The organism is Pseudomonas sp. p50(2008) (assembly GCF_015351605.1).
Classification (GTDB): Bacteria; Pseudomonadota; Gammaproteobacteria; order Pseudomonadales; family Pseudomonadaceae; genus Aquipseudomonas.
This window is the reverse complement of sequence record NZ_JACMYF010000001.1, coordinates 410,003-430,339: the sequence shown is the minus strand read 5'-3', so window position 1 is coordinate 430,339 and position 20,337 is coordinate 410,003. Positions and strand designations below refer to the sequence as shown.

Sequence of the window (20,337 nt, the reverse complement as noted above, 5' to 3'; positions counted from 1 at the left end):
GGACTCAAGGCTTCATCACCCGATGGATTTCGTTGAGTGCCTCTGTCAGTTTTTTCTCTAGATTTTGCAGTTCAACGGTCGTTATTCCTTCGTTGATATGCGGCGCATTGCCAACAGCGGTGTGTTGATCGGCACCGACCGTTTTGCCTTTCTCGTTGAGCAAGGCCTGGCGCAAGGTATTTAAGCGAGGGGCGTCCGTGCCAACGGTCGCTAAGAGTGATGAAGATTAGCGGGGGAGGGAGGCGGGGCAGGCTGGATGTGTTTCAAGGATTTTTCCGGGGGAAAAGTCAACGCAGGCAGAGGCAAATGGACATATGTCCATTATCTGACTGATGAGTTGTATACAACTCTATAGACATTTGTCCTGAGTCTTGCATACAGTGTGCGCAGAATAAAAACCAGGGAACCCCCCAACCATGAAAACGCCCCATGTTTCACACCAACGGCCCGAGGATGAAAATCTTGGAGTCGGCGCAAATATGGCTTATGGCCTGCAACACGTTCTGACCATGTACGGCGGTATCGTCGCAGTGCCATTGATTATCGGCCAGGCGGCCGGGCTTTCGCCGGCGGACATCGGTTTGTTGATTGCTGCTTCATTGTTTGCAGGGGGGCTGGCGACGTTACTCCAGACCCTTGGTTTACCGTTTTTCGGTTGTCAGTTGCCGCTGGTACAGGGCGTGTCCTTCTCTGGCGTTGCGACCATGGTGGCGATTGTCAGCAGTGGCGGGGAGGGTGGTTTCCAGTCGATTCTCGGGGCGGTCATTGCCGCGTCGTTGATCGGGTTGCTGATCACGCCGGTGTTCTCGCGCATCACGAAGTTTTTCCCGCCGCTGGTGACGGGCATCGTGATCACCACCATCGGCCTGACGCTGATGCCGGTGGCCGCACGCTGGGCGATGGGCGGCAATAGCCATTCCGCTGATTTCGGCAGCATGGCGAACATTGGCCTGGCGGCGGTGACCCTGGTGCTGGTGCTGCTGTTGAGCAAGATCGGCAGCGCAACCATCTCCCGGCTGTCGATTCTGCTGGCGATGGTGATCGGTACCATTCTCGCGGTGTTCCTCGGCATGGCGGACTTCTCGAACGTGGCCCAGGGGCCGATGTTCGGCTTCCCGACACCGTTCCACTTCGGCATGCCAACCTTCCACTTCGCCGCGATTCTGTCGATGTGCATCGTGGTGATGGTGACGCTGGTGGAAACCTCCGCCGACATTCTGGCCGTCGGTGAAATCATCGACACCAAAGTGGATTCCAAGCGCCTGGGTAATGGTCTGCGTGCCGACATGCTGTCGAGCATGATCGCGCCGATCTTCGGCTCCTTCACCCAAAGTGCCTTCGCCCAGAACGTCGGGCTGGTGGCGGTGACCGGGATCAAGAGCCGCTTTGTGGTGGCCACCGGTGGTTTGTTCCTGGTGGTCCTGGGTCTGCTGCCGTTCATGGGACGGGTGATCGCCGCGGTGCCGACTTCGGTGCTTGGTGGTGCCGGTATCGTGCTGTTCGGTACGGTGGCGGCCAGCGGTATCCGTACCCTGTCGAAGGTCGACTATCGCAACAACGTCAACCTGATCATCGTTGCCACTTCCATCGGCTTTGGCATGATCCCTATCGCCGCACCCAACTTCTACGATCATTTCCCAAGCTGGTTCGCGACCATTTTCCATTCGGGCATCAGTTCGTCGGCGATCATGGCGATCGTGCTTAACCTGGCGTTCAACCACCTCACCGCCGGCAACTCCGATCAGCAATCGGTGTTTGCAGCAGGGACTGAGCGTGTTCTGCGTTATCAGGATCTGGCAGCGTTGCGCGAAGGGGATTACTTCAGCGAAGGCAAGTTGCATGACTGCGACGGCAAGGAAATCCCGGTGATCGAGGTGGATCACGGGCACGGAGAACCGCGGCCGGCGCATGCGAAAAGCAGTGAACATGTCTGACGTTCGCAGCGAATGAAAAAGGCCGATCTGTTGCATGACAGATCGGCCTTTTTTCTTACCCGGTCGTTATTGCTCGCTTTGCGTCCAGCGCCCCATCAACGTGTTGGACGGCCGCTGTTCATCCAGCAACTTCCTCGCCGTTTCCACCCCGGCCACCGGCAGCCCCTCAGGGTTCAACAAGCCAATCTGCACCAGCACACTGGCTTGGTCCCAGTAGATGTGCTCGTGATACAGCTTGTCCCCGCGAAACTTGATCACCCCCAGCATCGGAATCTCGACGTACTTGCCGGTCGGTGCCACGTTGGGCAGCATCCAGTCGATTTCGGTGCTGTGGGTAAAGCACATGATGAATTCATCAACGATCTGCAGTGCTCCGATGGTGCGGGAGATCGGGATGAGCTTCATGTCCGGCGGGTTGCCGTGGACAAAATGGTGCTGGTAGAAGCGGCTGAGTTCCTTGGCTCCGACACCACCGGTCATGGTCGGAATATGGTTGACGTAGGGTTCGGCGACCATGGTTGCCATGGTGGCGGGCACGTCGCGGGTGTCGAACTCATGGCGGATGTGTTCTTCCCACAGGGCGGACAGGTTGAAGTGCGGGCCGATCTCGCGCTTGAGTGCGGCGATGCTGCGTTCATGGGCCATCAGCGAGGCGGACTTGTCGAAGTGCGCGCTGCCGGCCCGGGCGAAGGCGTGGTCGACGCCTGGGTATACGTAGATTTCGGTTTTGTCGTTGCCACCGAGGTGCTCGCTGATCCGGGCGCGTGCGCTGGCGTCGCAGTAGCCATCGTTTTCGGCAAAATGCAGTACCAGGCGGCCCTTGAGGTTTTCCGACTCGTGCAGCAGGTGTTCGATGCCCATGCCGTAGTAGCCGACGGCGCAGGCCACATCGGTTCGCGTGGCGGTGAGCCAGGCCAGTTTGCCGCCCATGCAGAACCCGACATAACCCAGGCCCGTGCCTTCGACTTCAGGCAATGCACGCAGGGCGGTGAAGCAGGCGTCGATGTCACCGACGGCCTTGTCCATGTCCAGGCGCTGAAACAGATCAATGGCGACGGCAAAGTCCGCTTCGGTGTAGCCCAGGTCAACGCCCGGCTGAAGGCGCCAGAACAGGTCCGGCACCAGCGCCACATAACCTTCCTCGGCATAGAAATCGGCTACTGCGCGCATGTTGGCGTTGACCCCGAAAATCTCCTGGCCGATCACCACGCCGGGGCCCTTGCCGCTGGCGGGCAGGGCCAGGTAAGCGCCGAACGTGGCGCTGCTGTCCGTTGCTTGGATCTCAATCATCTTGCCCATGTCATCTACCCCATTCGGTTATCAGGTTTTATTGGCTGTCACGGTGTTGCTGGAACCACACCCGCGGCGACACGCCACGGTCTGGCCCGAGAATCGAAAAGCCGCCGTCTACTGGCACATCGACACCGGTCATCCAGCTTGCACCGGCGCTGCACAGAAAAGCCACCACGCTGCCGATCTCATGGCCACGGCCGATGCGCCCGAGCGGGTGAAAAGGTGCCCCGACCCGATCCGCCAGGTCCGGGTCGTTGTCGCTGAAGTCGGCGACGCTGGGCGACCAGGTCCAGGCCGGGGATACGCTCAGCACCCGGATGTGCTCCGGGGCCAGGGTCATGGCCAGGTTCTTCGTCAGTTGCAGAATGCCGGCCTTGGAGGCGGGGTACAGCGCGCGCCCGGCCGCGCCGAATTTGCCGCCGGTGCTGCCCATGTTGATGACCACGCCACCGGCGGGCAGATGCACGGCGGCTTTCTGGGTAAAGATGGCCGCCGACACCAGATTGACGTTCAGGGTTTTCAGCCATTGTGCGCGGTCCGAGGCCAGTCCCTGATCGGCGTACAGGCACGCGTTGTTGACCAGTATGTCGAGCCTGCCGAAGCGCTCCAGCGTGGCTGCGATGCAGGCGTCGATGTCTTCGTCACGCTCCACGTCGCAGGCTGAAAACGCGCAGTCCATTGTTTGCGCCAATGCCTGGCCAGCGTCGGCGTTGCGCCCCACCAGCATCACTCGGGCGCCCTCGGCTAACAGTTGCCGTGCGATATCCAGTCCCAGCCCCTGAGTACTGCCGGTGACAATCGCAACTTTGCCTTCGAGCATCATGACCATTCCTCCAGTGCTTGCGTGACGGGGCTGATACGGGCTATCACCGCCATGCTCGCCAGCGAGGCCGCATGCATGCCGCTGTCTGCGCTGGCGCAGGCATCTGCCGCCACCGTCACCTCGAATCCGCAATCCACCGCATGGCGCACCGTGCTTTCCACCACGGAATGGGTCGCCACGCCAGCAATCAGCAGGTGCGAAGGATTGAACTGGCGCACCACGGTTTCCAGCGCCGAGCCAAAAAAAGCGTTGATCCGGTGATGGGTGATGACCAACTCATTGCGGCTGTCCAGCGGCGCCAGGGCGCTGAAAAACTCCGCGCCCCAACTGCCTTCCCGGACCGCGCCGAGGCTGGCGACCGTGCGCAGGATCGGCGCGTTCTGGATCAGGTCGCCGTAGTCCGCACGGAACGCCACGCGCACGTGGACGATGGGCCAGCCCTTGGCGCGTGCGCCGGCGAGCAGTCGGCCGGCCGCTTCGAGCAGCGCAGCACGCGCGCGGTCATCGGCGCCCAGCCCGACCCGAATCTTGCCCTCGGGGTGCAATACGTCGTTCTGATAGTGCAGGGCGATCACCACCGGCGCGTTCATCACACGAACACCTCAAGATTGGCGAACACATCGTTGCAGTTGATCAGGTCCACACGTTTGAGCTGGATCTGCCAGCCACCACCGTCCTGGGCGGCCAATTTGTAGGTGTAGCGACCGGCGAGCTGGCGCTGTTCCAGACGCCATTCGCTGTACTGGAAGCTCGCGCTGATCACCAGCAGACCCTCGGCGTCGAGCCCCTCGACCATCACATTGCCGACCAGGTGCGCGGTTTGGGTCTGCGGTTGCTGGGACCAGTTGCGAGCGTTCTCCACCCGCCGAATCCGCACCTCGCGCAGCATGCGGTTTTCCCAGAACAGCGAGATATGATCGAACGGGTTGGCCTGCTCGTGCTTGTGCGGCACCCAGTACATACCGGTGTCGGTGAACAGCTTGTCCCACTCCCAGAAACGCCGCTCATCCAGCAGCCGCGCCTCCCGGTAAAGAAATTGTTCGAGCTGGCGCAGGGTCTCGACGGGCACATGGGCGGGGGTCAAGTGGCGGGTGTCGACGTCGATTCGGCGGTCAAGCAGCATGGGTGCTCTCCTTGGCGATCAGGGTGGCGGTCATGAACTGTTTCCAGGCGGCGAACTGGTTGCGCATCGGCAGTTCGCTGGTGCCGTTGGTGGACACCGCGCCGTCGTCCAGCGGCTGATCGGTACCGACGTAGCGGTGCATGCTGATCCACTCGCCACCGCGGGTCATGTTGCCTTCCTGGCAGCGCGCATAAACCTCAACATCGTCGGGCATCACGTTGGAGGAGGGCGAGTTGATGACGTTGGCGTAGGTCAGCGCGCGATCGAACACGGCCTCCGGCGCACCTTTGCAGCGGAAGGTCTGGATCTCGACCATGGTCTGGTCGACGGCGATCGGGCGGATCACCCGGAACTGCATGAACACCGTGTGCGGCGAGCCGCTGCCGTAGATCACCGTGTTGTGGCGGTTCATGCCCAGGATTTCCTTGGCACGCTGTTCGCCGTAGGCCTGGCTCAGGCATTCGAAATGAGCGCGGGAGACCTCGTCGCGCTCGGCGGCGGCCGGGTCGAAGATGGCTTCCATGTAGCCGTGGCCGTTGTGGTAAGCGCGCAGCTCGAGCTTTTCCCAGAAGTCATAGGGCTCGCCGTTGCCGTCCATGATCAGCAGCTCGAAGGGCATTTCACCGATGGCTTCGGCTTCGCCACGCGCAGCGTCAACCGACGATTCGTGGGTCACGCGAGCGTGCATGGTGTCGTGCAGGTTCTCGTAGAACACCTTCCAGTTCGAGCGTTGCTTGACGCGGAAAATGCCGCCCGCCACTTCGACTTCACCGACCGGTGAGCGGTCGCACAGGTTGTCGATGGAGGTGATGACGCCGCCCAGAAATGCTTTCAGGTCCGGTCCGAATGCTGCCTGGCTGGCAAACACAAACCCGCGATAGGTGTCGACGCGGGCCACACTGGCCATGGAGAAATCCGGATGTTTGGGGTCGTAGCAGGTGCCTTCGAAACCGCTCTTGAGCGGCGCCGACAGATGCTGGCCGTCGAGCTTGAAGGTCCAGGCGTGGTACGGGCAGCGGAAGAATTTGCCGACACTGCCGTCACCGTCGGCCACCAGTTTCGCGCCCTTGTGCGGGCAGCGGTTGTACAGCACGCTGACTTGCTGATTGGCGCCGCGCACCATGATGACATCCTGATCACCGATGCGCGTGGTGTGGTAGTCGCCGGGGTTCTTGACCTGGCTTTCGTGGCCGACGTAGATCCAGGCGTTGCCGTAGATGCGCTCCATTTCCAGCTTGAACAGGGTCGGGTCGGTGTAGACGCTTTTGTGAACGCTGTCCTCGCGGATCAAGGCAGCGATTTGCTCATTGGTCGGTATCACGGGATGTCCTCGGCTTGTCACAGATCGAGCACCAGCAGCGCGCTGCTGGCACGGGAGACACAGGTACAGAAACTGCCGCTGGCGCGGTCGCGCGCCGACAGGCAGATGTCGCGGTGATCGGGCTGACCGTCGATGACCTGGGCGACACACACGCCACAGTCACCTCGCCGGCAATCGAACATCGGGTCCAAGCCAGCCGCGAGCATGGCGTCCAGCACGCTTTGCCCGGCGGCGACTTGCAGGCTCACGCCGCTCTCGCGCAGGTGCACCTCAAAACCGTGATCACCGGCCATTTCCAGGGCGCCGCTGAACAGTTCGTAATGCAGGTGATCTTCGGCCCAACCCTGTTCGCGAGCGCAGGCCAGCACGCTGTTGAGCAGGGCGGTCGGGCCGCAGATGTAGAGGTGCAGGCCCGGTCTTGGCGAGGCCAGGATTTCGGCGGCCGGGAAGCGCTTTTGCGGGTCGCCGCCGCTGATCCAGCAGTGGTGGTCCAGGCAGGCGCGGGCCTCTGGCAGATACGCCATCTGCGCTTCATCACGACCGGCGTAGTGCAGGGTGAACGGCTTGCCCGCTGTTTGTAGCGATCTGGCCATGCTCAACATGGGCGTGATGCCGATGCCACCGGCGATCAGCAGGGCGTGTTCGGTGTTTTCACACAGCGGGAAGTGGTTGCGTGGTGCGTCGGCCAGCAGCTCATCGCCGACCTTGAGCGAGTGCACCCAGCGCGATCCCCCTGTGCTCGTCTCTTCGAGCTGGACGGCGATTTCGTAGTGCTCGCCGTCAGGCAGGTTGACCAGGGAATAGGCACGGCGTTGAGCGCGATGGCCAGGGACATGCAACTCAAGGTGCGCCCCGGCGGTGAAGCCCGGCAGTCTCTGCGCGTTGCTGGATACCAGTAACATGCGGCGGATTCTGGGGGTCAAGGACTCGATCTGTTGGACCCTGAGCGAGAGGCTGGACATACGCAATTCCTGTCTGAATTCGTAGCCACTGTATGAAGCTTGAGGGGGTCAAAAAAGCCGCAAACGGCAAACCGGTAGCCACTTCTGGCGAGAGTGATTACGAAGCCGATCGCTCAAGCCGCACCGCAACCTGTAGCAGCTGGCGAAGCCTGCGTTCGGCTGCGAAGCAGTCGCTGGGTCAGGCAGTGCGGTGCATCAAGTAAACCGGGTTTTCAGTATTCACGACTGCTTCGCAGCCGAACGCAGGCTTCGCCAGCTGCTACACGGATCGCGTGTTGGCTTCAGGGATCGGCATCAACGCAATCGGATTAACGCTTCAAATAGGCGAGCAGGGCGCGCAACTGTTCGCCATCCGCCCGGGCCAGGTCGTCCAGCACTGCAAAGTGATGACGCCCCGCAAGCTCGACAAGGCTCACGGCCTGCCCGGCCTCGTGACAGGCACTGGCGTAGTCGCGTGAGTGCCGGATCAGTTCCGGTAATTCATCGGCGCCCACGGTCAGCAATAACGGCGCGCCATCGCCGATCAGCCGCTGGGGGCTGTAGCGCTGGATGTCTTCTGCGCTCAGGTGCAGCTTGTCGTTCAGCCAGCAGTGACTGATGGGGTCCAGTTCCATCAGGCCGCTGATGGGCATGGCCAGGGTCACCAGCGGGTGCTGGCGATACAGCGCGGTCAGATGCCCGCCCGCCGAGTGTCCGCACAGCACCACCTGCTGACCGATGTTCAAGGCTTCGCGATGCTTCAGCAGATAGTCCAGTGCCTTGCCGATTTGCCCGACGATGGTGCCCATGCTCGCCTCGGGCGCCAGGGTGTACTCCAGCAATCCGACATTGAACCCGGCTTCGATCAGGCCTTCGGCGACGAAGGCATAGTCGTCCTTGTCCGAGGCCTGCCAGTAACCGCCATGAATGAACAGCAGCGTCGGCGCCCCGGCATCCGCCTGGGCATACCAGTCGAAACGCTCGCGCAGCGCCTCGCCATATGGCACGTCTCGTTGCCAGGCATGGCGTGCGTAGGTCTCGGCGCTGCACTGGCGAAAACGCTGCATGATCTGTGGAAAATCACCCACGGCGGCGACGTTGTTGTAGGCCTGATCGAGGTTCATGGCGACTCACACTCCCAGGTAGCGTTGCGACAGTTCCGGTTGTGCCGCCAGTTCCAGCGGTGTGCCATCCCAGACCTGGCGTCCCTTTTCGATAATGTGATGACGGTCGACCACCCGCGCCATTTCCTTGAGGTTCTTGTCGATCACCAGAATCGTCTCGCCCTCGGCCTTGAGCGTGGCCAGGCAATGCCAGATCTGCTCGCGAATGATCGGTGCCAGGCCTTCAGTGGCTTCGTCGAGAATCAGCAGGCTGGGGTTGGTCAGCAGTGCGCGACCGACCACCAGCATCTGCTGCTCGCCGCCCGACAGGGTGCGTGACAGCTGGTCCTGGCGCTCCAGCAAACGCGGGAACAGTTCATACACCCGCGCCAGGTCCCACTTGCCCCGCGTGGCGGTGGCCAGCAGGTTTTCCCGCACGCTCAAGGTGCCGAAGGCGCGGCGGCCCTCCGGCACCAGCCCGAGGCCCGCCTTGGCGATGCGAAAGGGCGCTGCACCGCGCATTTCCGTGCCGTTGATGCGGATGCTGCCGGCACTGGGCTTGAGCAATCCCATGATCGATTTGACCGTGGTGGTCTTGCCCATGCCGTTGCGGCCGATCAGCGATACCACCTGGCCTTGCTCGATGCTCAGGTGCATGTCGAACAGCACCTGGCTCAAGCCATAGCCCGCTTTCAAACCTTGAACTTCAAGCATGTTCTTCTCCCAGGTAAGCGGCCCGCACTTGCGGATCGTTGCGCACTTGCTCGACGCTGCCGGTCAGCACCGTCTGGCCGTACACCAACACCGTAATGCGGTCGGCGAGGGCGAATACCGCGTCCATGTCGTGTTCAACCAGCAGGATTGCGTAGCGGCCCTTGAGGCTTTGCAGCAGCTCGGTCATGCGCGCGGATTCGTCGGCACCCATCCCGGCCATCGGCTCATCGAGCAACAGCACCGACGCTTCCTGTGCCAGCGCCAAGGCGATCTCCAATTGCCGCCGTTCGCCATGGGACAGCTCGTGGACCGGGTCTTGCGCGCGAGGGCCCAGGCCCACCTGCTGCAAATAGCCCAGCGCCGGTTCCAGCAGGCGGGTGTCGCGGCTCAACGGACGCCACATGCCGAACGCCTTGCCTTCGCGGGCGGCGATGGCCAGGGCGATGTTCTCCAGCAGCGTAAACTCGGTGTACAGCTGACTCACCTGGAAAGCCCGTGCCAGACCCAGGCGGGGCCGTTGCCAGGCCGGCACGCGAGTGATGTCCTTGCCGTTGAGGTGGACCTGGCCTTGGTCGGGGAAAATCTCCCCGGCGATCTGCGCGATCAGCGTGGATTTACCGGCGCCGTTAGGACCGATGATGGCGTGCAATTCGCCCTTGGCCAGTTCAAGGCTGGCGCCGTTGGTGGCTTTCACCGCACCGAAGGATTTGTACAGATCACGAATCGACAGTTGCGAGCTCATGGGCGTGCCTCCACGGCGACGTTCGGTTTGACGGCCACCACCTTCGGTTTGCGCTGCAACACGCTCAGCAGCAATCCGTAAACGCCTTTCTTGCCGAACAGCACCACCAGCAGCAACAGGGGACCGAAGATCAACATCCAGTGTTCGGTCCATTGGCTCAGTACCTGTTCCAGGCCCAGGTAGGTGGCCGCGCCCAGCAGTGGGCCGATCAGGGTCCCGACGCCGCCGAGGATCACCATCGCCATCAGCTCGCCGGACTTGTGCCAGGCGCCCATGTCGGGGCTGACGAACAGTGCGTAGTTGGCCCACAGAATCCCTGCCAGACCACCGCCGGTGCCGGCAATCACAAACGCCGTCAGGCGATAGCGCAAGGGTTTGAAGCCCAGGCTGACGCTGCGCCGCTCGCTCTGCTTGAGCCCGCGCAGCACGTAACCGAAACGCGAATTGACCAGCCGCCGGCATAGCAGCAACCAGCCGGCCAGCAGCGCTACGCACAGGTAATAGAAGTGGTTGGGGTCACCCAGGTCCAGTGTGCCGAGGGTATTGCGCTGGTTGAGCAGAATGCCGTCGTCGCCGCCGTACAGCGACAGCGAGCCGAGCACGAAATAGAGCATCTGGCCGAACGCCAGGGTGATCATGATGAACTGCACACCGCTGGTGCGCAGCGACAGGTAACCCACCAGCAGCGAGAGCAGCGCACAGACCAGCAGGGCCAGCGGCCACACCACCAGCGCGCTGTTGCTGCCTTGCCAGCCCCACAGCGGCATGCCTTGCGAGGTGTGAAAGGCCACGATGCCGACGATGTATCCGCCCAGGCTGAAGAACGCGGCATGGCCGAAGCTGACCATGGCGCCGTAACCGATCAGCAGGTCCAGGCTGACAGCCGCCATGCCGTAGATCGCCAGGCGGGTGAAAAAGCTGACCAGATAAGGTTCGTGTAACCAGTGGGCCAGCAGCGGCATGCAGGCGAAGGTCGCCAGGCACGCAAGATCGATGATGAGACGGGGTGACATAGCGTTCTCCTCAGGCGCGGGCCGGCAGCAGGCCGCGCGGACGCACCAGCAGCACCAGGGCCATGACGATGTAGGCGCTGGCGGAAATCAGCCCGGCGCTCAGGGTGCTGCTGGTGTCGCTGGGCAGCAGTTGGTCCAGCAACGGCGGAATGTAGGCACGGCCCAGGCTGTCGACCATGCCGATCAGCAAGGCGCCCACCAGCGCACCGCGCACCGAGCCGACGCCACCGACGACGATGACCACAAAGGTGGTGATCAGGATCTTCTCGCCCATGCCGATCTCCACCGACAGCAACGGTGCCGCCATGAATCCGGCCAGCCCGCACAGCACGCAGCCAAAGACAAACACCAGGGTGTACAGCCGGGCGATGTTGACGCCCAGTGCACCGACCATTTCATGGTCGTCGGCACCGGCGCGAATCAGCATGCCCAGGCGCGTGTGGTTGATCAGCAGCCACATGCCGATCGCCACGAGCAGCCCGGCGGCGATGAACAGCAGCCGGCTGACCGGGTACATCAACCCCGGCAGCACTTCGACAAAGCTTGAATACCATTCAGGCGTGGGCATTGCCGGCGGGCTGCGGCCGAAGATCAGGGTCAGCAGTTCGTTGCTGAAGAACACCACGGCCAGGGTCGCCAGCACCTGATCCAGGTGATCGCGTTGGTAGAGGCGGCGCATGATCGAGGTTTCGATCAGCACGCCGTAGCAGGCCGAGCCGATCAGCGCCGCCAGGCCACCCAGCCAGAACGAACCGGTGGCCATGGCGGTGTAGGCGGCGCAGAAGGCGCCCACCATGTAAAAGGCACCATGGGCGAGATTGATCACGCCCATGATGCCGAAAATCAGGGTCAGGCCGGAGGCCAGCAGAAACAGCAAAGCGCTGTATTGCAGGCCGTTGAGAATCTGTTCGAGCAATAACATGACTGCGTTCCTCATGAAAACGCCCCGCGGGTGTTCTGCGGGGCGAGGACGGGGCTCAGAGACCGGTCAGATCGAGCATTGAGCGGCGTAGCTGTCGACGTGGCGGGTCGCCAGGGTCTTGATCGGCACTTCGATCAGCTTGCCGTCAGCGCCGGTCTGCACTTGCAACAGGTACCAGTCGATGACCGGGTGCCGGTTCTGGGCGAAGCTGAAGTCACCGCGAATGGAGTCGAACTTGACGTTCTTCATCGCCGCGCGAAAGGCCGGTTGGTCTTTCAAATTGCCCTGGGAGGCTTTCAGGGCGGCGCCGATCAGCCGTGCCGTGTCGTAGGTTTGAGCGGCATACACCGTAGGGACGCGCTTGTACTTCTCGGTGAACGCCTTGATGAAGGCCTGGTTGGCCGGGTTGTCCGATTGCGGGTTCCACAAGGTCACAACGTTGGTGCCCTTGGCCACGTCGCCGACAGCGGCGAGCATGCGTTCATCCATGGAGAACACTGGTACGACCATCGGAACCTGTGCCGACAGGCCCGAGCCGCCGTATTGCTTGGCGAAGTTGATACCGCCGCCGCCCGGGTGAAACTGGAAGATTGCGTCCGGCGCCAGTGAACGCACGCGTGCCAGTTCTACCGAAAAGTCGAGCTGATTGAGCTTGGTGTAGATCTCGGTCACTTCGCCCTTGTAGGTGCGCTTGAAGCCGGCGAGCGCGTCACGGCCACCCTGATAGTTAGGCGCCAGAATCACCATTTTCTTGTAGCCCAGCTCGTTGGCGGCGACACCGGCCATTTCGTGCGGGGTATCGTTCTGGTAGGAGCCGACGAAGTAGTTGGCCATGCACTTTTCGCCGGCAAGGGTCGAAGGCGCGGTGTTGTTGCTGACGTAGAACGCGTCCTTGGTGGTGGTGTTGATCACGGCCGCCAGTACGTTGGAAAAAATCACTCCGGTGTACAACGAGATGCCGTCCAGGCTCATACGGTCGGCGATCTGCTTGGCCTTGGCCGGTTGCAGGCCATCGTCTTCCACAATGAGTTGCACCGGCACGCCGCCGAGCTTGCCGTCTTCCTGATCGATCGCCAGCTGGAAGCCGTCGCGCGAGTCTTCGCCGAGGTAACCGGCGGGGGTGGAGAGGGTGGTGATGAAGCCGATTCGGACAGGCTCCACGGCCTGCGCAGCCGTCGCGGCGCAGAGGGAAGTTGCCAGACATGCACGCAATACCAGGTTTTTCATGAGGCGGCCTATGAAGTAGGTCGTGCCAACGCACGGTAGATGTCGATGAGGGCAGTGATGCAGTGTTCGGTCGGGCCGATTAATTGTTGTTATGGGGTGCGGTGTCAGCTGTTGCTCTCGGTGAACTTCTCCAGGTAAAGGCGGCTTTGATCCAGGCCGTGTTGCTGGCGCCAGTCCTTGATCGACTCGACCATTGGCGGCGGGCCGCACAGGTACAGGTCGAACGGCTGGTCGCGCAGTTCAGCCAGTTCGAGGTGTTCGGCGATGTAACCGGTCTTGCCCGGCCAGTCGGGGTTGGGATTGCTGACCACTGGCGTAAAACGAAACCCTGGAATCCGTGCGGCATAGGCCTCGATGCGCGAGACCTCGCACAGGTCCGCGGCTTCGCGCACGCCGTAGTACAGGTGCACCGGGTGGCCGCAGCCTTGCCGGTCGGCAATCTGTTCGAGCATGCCGAGGAAGGCCGACAGCCCGGTGCCGCCGGCGACCATCACCAGTGGGCGGTCGATATGGCGCAAGTAGAAGGCACCCAGGGGCGCCTCCATGTGGATCACGTCACCGACCTGGCAGCGATCGCGCACGTAGTCCGTCATCACGCCGCTGGGCAGCAGCCGAATAAGAAACTGCAGGTGGCTGCTGCCCGGCGCGCAGGCAAAGGAATACGAACGCCGATGCTCGGTGCCCGGTACTTGCAGGCGGGCGTACTGGCCCGGCAAGTAGTCCAGCGCTGCGCCCGCTGCACCGACCTCCACGTGCACGATGGCGGTGGTCGGAGAGACCTGCCGCACCTCGCTGACAGTGCCTTGCAAGCTGCTCGGGCCGTTGCTGCCGCAGAGGCTGGAATCGAAATCGAAATAGAAGGCAGCGTCCGACTGCACACGCGTCTGGCAGGTCAGCACCTTGCGTTCGGCCAGGTCGCTGGCCGACAAGGCTTCATCGTCCACGTAGTCCTGGGTGTACTGCCCGGATTCACAGCGGCCCTGGCAGGTCGCGCAAACCCCTTCACGGCAGTCCAACGGAATCTTGATCCCGCTGCGCAGGGCCGCGTCGAGCAGGATTTCATTGTTCTGCACGTTGCAGAAGAGCGTTTTGCCGTCGGCGAAATTGAAGGCGACCTTGTGCGTCATAAGCGTTAATCCGCAGGGTTCAAAGATGGTAGAAATCGAGCACGGAGTTGATCGTGTCGTTGAGCAGCACCACGTGTTTGCGGGCGATTTTCCAGCTCTCGCCGTCGGGGCGCAGGCGGTACGTGGCGCGGCCGAAGAATTGCTCGGCGGTTTGCATGCGGTAGTACAGGGTGCTCCAGTTGACGCGCACCTCCAGCTCATCGTCCTGCAGCGGCGCAATGCGCACGTTGCTGATCAGGTGCAGGGTGCGCGGCATCGGGATGGTCGACGCGGCCTTGCCGGTGCGAATGCGGAACACCCGGTCTTCCAGGCCGCCCCGGTTGGGGTAATAAATCAGCGACATGCCTTTTTTCGGGTCGGTGGTGTAGACGTGCTCCGAATCCCATTGCGGCAGGTGGAATTCGCTGTCGTCGCTGAACATGTCCAGGTAGGTGTCCCAGTCCTGGGCATCACAGGCTTCGGCGTTGCGGTAAAGAAATTGCTCGACGCGGTATTGCAGTTGCGAATTCATGTTCACACCTCACGCAGTTTCAACGGTTGTTGTTCGGCCGCCTTGCGCGCCAGGCCTTCGAGCAAAAAGCGCTGCCAGTTGGCGTGCTGATTGACGTACAGGCCTTCATGGGTGAATTCGGTGCCGGTCAGTGCCGGAGCGATGCCAATGGTCTCGCTGTTGCGGGTGGCGCCTTCGACCCACTTGCCGTGGCCACGGGAAATGTCGCTCCAGCGTTCCAGGCGGGCCTGGAAGCCGCGCTGGGCTTCACGGAATTCCACCAGGTCATCGGGTGTGCCCATGCCGGACACGTTGAAGAAGTCTTCGAACTGACGGATGCGGTTTTCCCGATCCGCATCTGACTCGCCGACCACGCCCAGGCAGAAGCTGTTGATCTCGGTCTTGTTCCAGGCCAGCGGGCGGATGATCCGCAACTGCGAGCTGATCTGGTCGAGGAAGAACATGCTCGGGTAGACGTTCAGGTTGCGCAGGCGATGCATCATCCACTCGGCCTTGCCCTGGCCGTGTTCCTTGACCAGGCGCGGCATGATGCTGGCGTAGCCCGGGCGCACGGCCGGGTTGGGCATGTCGCTGAACAGCAAGCTGTGGCCGTTGTGAAACGCGAACCAGCCGTCGTCGGTTTCCTTGTCGCCGGCACCCAGCTTGCTGTAGTCAAGGGTGTCGCTGGCGGTGAGGCCTTTTTCGGCGTTGACCTGCTGGCGGTGCTGCACGGTGGCCACGTAGTTGTAGTGCACGGTGCTGACGTGATAACCGTCCAGGCCGTTCTCGTTCTGCAGTTTCCAGTTGCCTTCGTAGGTGTAGGCCGACTTGCCCGGCAGGACTTCGAGCTGACCGGTCGGCGACTGCGCGACCATCATGTCGAAGAAGACTTTGGCGTCACCGAGGAAGTCTTCGAGGGTGTCGGTGCCTTCCACGTTGAGACTGACGAACACAAAGCCGTTGTAGCTTTCGATACGAGCCTTTTTCAGACCACGGGTGGCCTTGTCGAAATCTTCGGGGTATTCGCCAGGCGCCTTGACCTTTACCAGTCGGCCGTCGCTTTTGTAGCACCAGGCGTGGAAGGGGCAGGTGAAGGTTGACTGGTTACCCTTGCCAACGCGGGTGAGGGTGGTGCCGCGGTGCTGGCAGGCATTGATCAGGGCGTTGAGACGACCTTCACCGTCGCGGGTGATGATCAGCGGCTGGCGCCCGGCACGCAGGGTCATGAAGTCGTGATTATTGGCGATCTCGCTTTCGTGGCAGGCGTAGATCCAGTTCTTCTCGAATATCAGTTCCATTTCCAGATCGAACAATTCCGGGTCGGTAAACATATCGCGGGCAATACGATAAACACCGTCTTGCGGACGGAAGTCCAGGCAACTTTCTATGTAACTTTTCCACTGTTCGACACTTCGTGCAGTTGTCATATCCCGGTCCTCGGCCAATGGGCTAATTCATGGGTTCATTTAATGACGTGGTGGCGAGCACGGTCTATCCGGTTATTAGTGGAAACCCATCCGCAAAATAAGCTTTATTTTTGGTTGATAGCGCATTAGCCCAGTAAATACGGGCTTTTGTCGCGGCTGGCGGCTGAGCAATCGGCTAATTGTCTTTCAGTAACGGGATAGCCGTTGACGAACTTATTGCGGCTTAATTTCAATCGAAGCACCACCAGAGTGTCTCGCTGCAGGTCACTGGAAACTGCCATTGCTCATGGCCTTGGGTTCTGTGCCAGAAGGGCCTTCTATTAATGTTTGTTCTATACGCGGCAGGGGGAATAAATAATATGTTGGATAAGACGTGGCTCATACGGGGCGTTCAAACAGTTGGCTTGTTGACGCCATTATTGACACAGGCGGATGTGGTCAGTGACAGCAAGCTGACGCTGGGGACCCGTAACTTTTACATCGATCGGGATTACAAAGAGGACAACCCGCCGCATTCACGGGTGGGCAGCTGGACCCAGGGTTTCGACCTGCGTTTCGCTTCCGGCTATACCGAAGGCCCGGTGCAGTTCGGCCTCGATGCAGAGGCGCAGTATGCCTATCGTCTGGACGGCGGTGGCGGGCGCGGTGATGACTCCATCATCCCCTACAGCCAAAGCCGTCAGGAGCAGGCCGATGACTATGGTCGTGGTGGTGTGACGCTTAAAATGCGCTACTCGAAAACCGAGCTGAAAGTCGGTGAGTTGCGGCCGTTTCTGCCCGTGGTAATCATTGACGACTCGCGCCAACTGGTCACGACCTATCGCGGTGCCTTGCTCGAGTCCAAGGAGGTCGACCGTCTGACATTGACCGCCGGACGGCTGACGGAGATCGGGGCGCGTAACTCTTCCAACTACGAAAAGCTGTACCTGCAGACCGGCTCCGGCGTGCGCCACGGCAGCGATGGCCTTAACCTCGCCGGCGCCAGCTATGCCTTCACCCCGTCGTTGACCGGCACCTACTTCTACGCACAACTGGAAGACATCTACCAACAGCACTACCTGGGTATCACTCATCTGGCAGACCTGGGTGACGGTTATGGGCTGAAGACCGACCTGCGTTACTTCAACAACAACGAAGATGGCGACGCCCTCTACGGCGACATCGACAACCGCTCCTACGGCGCCATGACCTCGCTGAAAAAGGGCGGGCATCGATTTGGCGTGGGTTACCAGCGCATGCTTGGCGACAGCAACTTCCCGACCTTGGGCGGCTATGTCCCGCAGCCGTTTCTGGTGAACTGGTCGCGGGTCGCGTTCATCAAGCCCAACGAAAAATCCTGGCAATTGCGTTATGACTACGACTTTGCCGCCCTCGGCGTCCCGGGCCTGACCTTCATGACCCGTTACTTCAAGGGTACGTCGGTGGACCGCGGCGGCGACCTCAGCCAGGCAGCAGAGCAGGAACGCAACCTGGTGCTGTCGTATGTGGTGCAAAGCGGTCCGCTCAAAGGCGTCGGTGTGGAGGCCGGCAACGTCGTCGCCAAATTCAGCCACGGTAATGACTGGGTGGAGAACCGCCTGATCACCACTTACACCTGGAAATTTTGGTAACGTCCTGCCCTCAAATCGAGCGCGGTTGGGCGCTGAAGTGACGCCTTGGGTAGCGCATTACCCGGGGCGTCGACCCTGATCGGCACCGTTGCTGTGCGCGTCAACGCCGCACGATGCGCTCGATATCCAGATAGTGTCCGATTACTAGCCTGAAAATGCGGATATCGCCTGTTCGCACCGGCTGGGCATAGCCCTTGCTAATCCATTGAGAATACGCGCCGAAGAGCGTGTCGATGTTCATTGCCGTGGGTGTACTGAAATGACCGAACCAAACGTTGCCCAGTTTCGAGATATCCGTATAGACCGCTATGACCTGGCCGGCGCCCGAGCATGGATGGCCGGCATTTGCGGGCCGCACGAATTGCAGACCTCTCAACCGAACCGGATTCAGTTTCACCACAAGGCCAATGTGTTCAAGTCCATGTCGACGACCTTGGGCCGGATGGAGTACGGCACCGACGTGACCATTGGCGTCGAGGATGTCGAACACCTCAATTGCTACAGCCTCAGCCTGCCCATTCGCGGCGAGCAGGAGCTGATCAAGGACGGCCGCCGGTTGTACTCCAGTCAGGACCAGGGCCTGATCGTGACGCCTCACGAAACCCAGTCACTGAGCATGGCCGGCGATTGCCACAAAATCTCCGTGGTGATCACCCGCATGGCTATGCGTCAGACCCTCGAAGGCATGCTGCAGCGTCCGCTGGAAACGCCGCTGAAATTCGAACCTGTGATGGATGCGGTCAACGGCGCCTCAGCCTCCTGGTGGCGGCTGGCCCGTCACTACATTGATGAGCTGGAGCGCGGCCACGACCTGTTCAACCAGGTGTATTTCACCCGCGATATCGAAAGCGCGCTGATCAAGGGCCTCATCCTTTCTCAGCCCAACAACTACAGTGCCGAGTTGCGTGAGCAGCTGGGCGCCAAGTTGCCGTACTACCTGGTCCGCGCCAAGGATTTCATTGAAAGCAACGCCCGCGAAGACATGCACCTGGAAGACATCGAGGCGGCGGCAGGTGTGTCACGTTTCAAACTGTTCGAAGGCTTTCGCAAACACTTCGGCGTCTCGCCCATGGCTTACCTGAAAAAGTTTCGCCTCGGCGCCGTGCGCCAGGAAATCCTTGAAGACGCCTCGGTGCGCAATATTTCCGTGATCGCGATGTGCTGGGGATTTTCGCACCTGGGGCGGTTCGCCAGCGAATACCGCAAGCTGTTCAACGAAACGCCCAGCAAAACCCTGCAACGCAGCGAAGCCCGTCGCAACCGGTCGCTTTGAAATGACGACTTTTCACGCGGCCACCGCCAACAGCGTCGGCCTGAACTTGTCGCTGATGTGCCGCGAGCCGGTCTTCACCAGCCGCTCGGCGCAGGAAACCCAGCGGTTGATGGGGCAAGCGCTGGTGGAACATGAGCTGGATTGGCCGCGAGGCGGTGTCGATACGGCGTTCTATCGCGGCAAGGTCGCCAGCTGCGAACTGTATGCGCTGCGCTACGGCGGCCAGGTTGAAATCCGCCCGCAGCCTTTCGAAGATTTCGTGTTGGTGCAGATGCCACTGCGCGGCAGCGCCACCCTGGAGTCTGACGGCATGGGTTTTAGCGTCAGTCCTGGAGAAGTGGCGATTCTGTCGCCGCGTGAGCAGGCCCGAGTAGTGTGGGAGGAGGGCTGCGAGCAACTGATCCTCAAACTGCCACGGGCATTACTCGACGAGAGCCAGCAGGCGCTGGCCGATGACTTGCCTTCGGGATTCACCCTGGCGCCGGTCAGCCGCCTGCAACGGCCGCTGGCAATGCGCTGGTTTCGTCTGGTCAGCGAATTGCTGGAACACCTGCCCGAGGGCCCGGCGAGCACAACGCCTTCGCGCTGGTTACAGCATTTGGAGCAAAGCCTGCCGCTGTTTCTGCTCAGCCATTGCGGGGTTGCCCAGCAAACGTCGCCTTCGCTGCGGCAGCCTACCCGGCATTTGCATAAAATCGACGCCTGTATGCGCGAGCACCTTGCCCAGGGCATCAGCCTGGCTGAACTGGCGACAGCCGTGGGCATGAGCATTCGCAGTTTGAATACCTTGTGCCAGCGCGAGTACGGCCAAAGTCCGATGGACCGCTTGCGTGGGTTGCGCCTTCAAGCCGCTCGGGAGTATTTGCTGGCCAGGCCACACGCCAGCGTGACTGAGGTAGCGCTTGAATTTGGCTTTGGGCACGTGGGGCGGTTTGCCAATTATTATCGGCAGCGTTTTGGAGAGTTGCCCAAGCAAACGGCGAAGTCACAAGCGTGAGCCGGTTCTAGATCTAGATCATCAGAAACAAAAAAAACCGGCAGGACAGGTTGTGTGAAAACGCAATCTGTCCCGGTCAAACGCTGAAAATACGCATAAGAAAAATGCCCGCATCTTGCGACACGACGAATGTGAAACGCTGCTCACCCATATGCCTGTTCAAGCGTTACCGCGTGGCCTTCATCGTAGGCACGTGGCAGCGCCTGAAACGTGTTTGTTCCGGAAACGTTGCGCAGAAAAGGACACGGTGTTCTGCA

Annotated in this window: 21 protein-coding genes; 4 read left to right on the top strand and 17 right to left on the bottom strand. The window is 61.1% G+C overall.

Going from position 1 to position 20,337, the window contains the following annotated elements:
- Positions 1-4: 4 nt before the first annotated feature.
- A complete protein-coding gene (locus H7698_RS02000) occupies positions 5-175 on the bottom strand; it encodes a hypothetical protein (protein WP_194690405.1) in 171 nt (56 codons plus the stop codon).
- A 241-nt stretch (positions 176-416) separates the two neighbouring features.
- Here H7698_RS02000 and H7698_RS01995 point away from each other — a divergent pair, with 241 nt between their 5' ends.
- Positions 417-1,934, top strand: coding sequence for a nucleobase:cation symporter-2 family protein (locus H7698_RS01995; RefSeq protein WP_194690404.1), 1,518 nt, complete (start codon positions 417-419; stop codon positions 1,932-1,934).
- Positions 1,935-2,000: 66 nt separating this feature from the next.
- On the opposite strand, the gene H7698_RS01990 is transcribed toward H7698_RS01995, so the two are convergent.
- The 16 genes from H7698_RS01990 to H7698_RS01915 form a co-directional block, all read right to left on the bottom strand.
- The gene (locus tag H7698_RS01990; RefSeq protein WP_194690403.1) at positions 2,001-3,233 is read right to left on the bottom strand and encodes a dienelactone hydrolase family protein; all 1,233 of its coding nucleotides are present in this window, start codon (positions 3,231-3,233) and stop codon (positions 2,001-2,003) included.
- Positions 3,234-3,261: 28 nt separating this feature from the next.
- On the bottom strand, positions 3,262-4,050 hold the full coding sequence (locus H7698_RS01985) for an SDR family oxidoreductase (protein WP_194690402.1): 789 nt from the start codon (positions 4,048-4,050) through the stop codon (positions 3,262-3,264).
- On the bottom strand, positions 4,047-4,640 hold the full coding sequence (locus H7698_RS01980) for a cysteine hydrolase family protein (RefSeq protein ID WP_194690766.1): 594 nt from the start codon (positions 4,638-4,640) through the stop codon (positions 4,047-4,049). Before H7698_RS01980 ends, H7698_RS01985 begins: the two co-directional genes overlap by 4 nt.
- Complete coding sequence (locus tag H7698_RS01975) at positions 4,640-5,173, bottom strand: aromatic-ring-hydroxylating dioxygenase subunit beta (protein WP_194690401.1); 534 nt, start codon at positions 5,171-5,173, stop codon at positions 4,640-4,642. The genes H7698_RS01980 and H7698_RS01975 overlap by 1 nt, the downstream gene beginning before the upstream one ends.
- Positions 5,163-6,494 carry an aromatic ring-hydroxylating dioxygenase subunit alpha gene (locus tag H7698_RS01970; protein ID WP_194690400.1) on the bottom strand — a complete coding sequence of 444 codons (1,332 nt, stop codon included), beginning with the start codon at positions 6,492-6,494 and terminating at the stop codon, positions 5,163-5,165. The genes H7698_RS01975 and H7698_RS01970 overlap by 11 nt, the downstream gene beginning before the upstream one ends.
- 17 nt (positions 6,495-6,511) lie before the next feature.
- Complete coding sequence (locus H7698_RS01965) at positions 6,512-7,456, bottom strand: PDR/VanB family oxidoreductase (protein ID WP_194690399.1); 945 nt, start codon at positions 7,454-7,456, stop codon at positions 6,512-6,514.
- Between the two features lie 308 nt (positions 7,457-7,764).
- The gene (locus H7698_RS01960; RefSeq protein WP_194690398.1) at positions 7,765-8,559 is read right to left on the bottom strand and encodes an alpha/beta hydrolase; all 795 of its coding nucleotides are present in this window, start codon (positions 8,557-8,559) and stop codon (positions 7,765-7,767) included.
- Positions 8,560-8,565: 6 nt separating this feature from the next.
- A complete protein-coding gene (locus tag H7698_RS01955; RefSeq protein ID WP_194690397.1) occupies positions 8,566-9,252 on the bottom strand; it encodes an ABC transporter ATP-binding protein in 687 nt (228 codons plus the stop codon).
- A complete protein-coding gene (locus H7698_RS01950) occupies positions 9,245-9,994 on the bottom strand; it encodes an ABC transporter ATP-binding protein (protein ID WP_194690396.1) in 750 nt (249 codons plus the stop codon). Before H7698_RS01950 ends, H7698_RS01955 begins: the two co-directional genes overlap by 8 nt.
- Entirely contained in the window at positions 9,991-11,007 is a 1,017-nt protein-coding gene (locus H7698_RS01945) for a branched-chain amino acid ABC transporter permease (RefSeq protein WP_194690395.1), read from the bottom strand. The genes H7698_RS01950 and H7698_RS01945 overlap by 4 nt, the downstream gene beginning before the upstream one ends.
- A gap of 10 nt (positions 11,008-11,017) precedes the next feature.
- A complete protein-coding gene (locus H7698_RS01940) occupies positions 11,018-11,929 on the bottom strand; it encodes a branched-chain amino acid ABC transporter permease (RefSeq protein ID WP_162439752.1) in 912 nt (303 codons plus the stop codon).
- Positions 11,930-11,995: 66 nt separating this feature from the next.
- The gene (locus H7698_RS01935; RefSeq protein ID WP_162439751.1) at positions 11,996-13,156 is read right to left on the bottom strand and encodes an ABC transporter substrate-binding protein; all 1,161 of its coding nucleotides are present in this window, start codon (positions 13,154-13,156) and stop codon (positions 11,996-11,998) included.
- 104 nt (positions 13,157-13,260) lie between these two features.
- Entirely contained in the window at positions 13,261-14,283 is a 1,023-nt protein-coding gene (gene antC, locus H7698_RS01930; RefSeq protein ID WP_162439750.1) for an anthranilate 1,2-dioxygenase electron transfer component AntC, read from the bottom strand.
- Between the two features lie 19 nt (positions 14,284-14,302).
- Positions 14,303-14,794, bottom strand: coding sequence for an anthranilate 1,2-dioxygenase small subunit (gene antB, locus H7698_RS01925; RefSeq protein WP_194690394.1), 492 nt, complete (start codon positions 14,792-14,794; stop codon positions 14,303-14,305).
- Between the two features lie 2 nt (positions 14,795-14,796).
- On the bottom strand, positions 14,797-16,200 hold the full coding sequence (gene antA, locus H7698_RS01920; protein WP_194690393.1) for an anthranilate 1,2-dioxygenase large subunit: 1,404 nt from the start codon (positions 16,198-16,200) through the stop codon (positions 14,797-14,799).
- Between the two features lie 125 nt (positions 16,201-16,325).
- Positions 16,326-16,481: a hypothetical protein gene (locus tag H7698_RS01915; protein WP_194690392.1), complete on the bottom strand. Its 156-nt coding sequence runs from the start codon at positions 16,479-16,481 to the stop codon at positions 16,326-16,328.
- 78 nt (positions 16,482-16,559) lie between these two features.
- Here H7698_RS01915 and H7698_RS01910 point away from each other — a divergent pair, with 78 nt between their 5' ends.
- From H7698_RS01910 to H7698_RS01900, 3 genes are all read left to right on the top strand, one after another.
- Entirely contained in the window at positions 16,560-17,810 is a 1,251-nt protein-coding gene (locus tag H7698_RS01910) for an OprD family porin (RefSeq protein WP_194690391.1), read from the top strand.
- A 259-nt stretch (positions 17,811-18,069) separates the two neighbouring features.
- Entirely contained in the window at positions 18,070-19,083 is a 1,014-nt protein-coding gene (locus H7698_RS01905; protein ID WP_178114324.1) for an AraC family transcriptional regulator, read from the top strand.
- Position 19,084: 1 nt separating this feature from the next.
- Positions 19,085-20,080 carry an AraC family transcriptional regulator gene (locus H7698_RS01900; protein ID WP_194690390.1) on the top strand — a complete coding sequence of 332 codons (996 nt, stop codon included), beginning with the start codon at positions 19,085-19,087 and terminating at the stop codon, positions 20,078-20,080.
- Positions 20,081-20,337 lie beyond the last annotated feature (257 nt).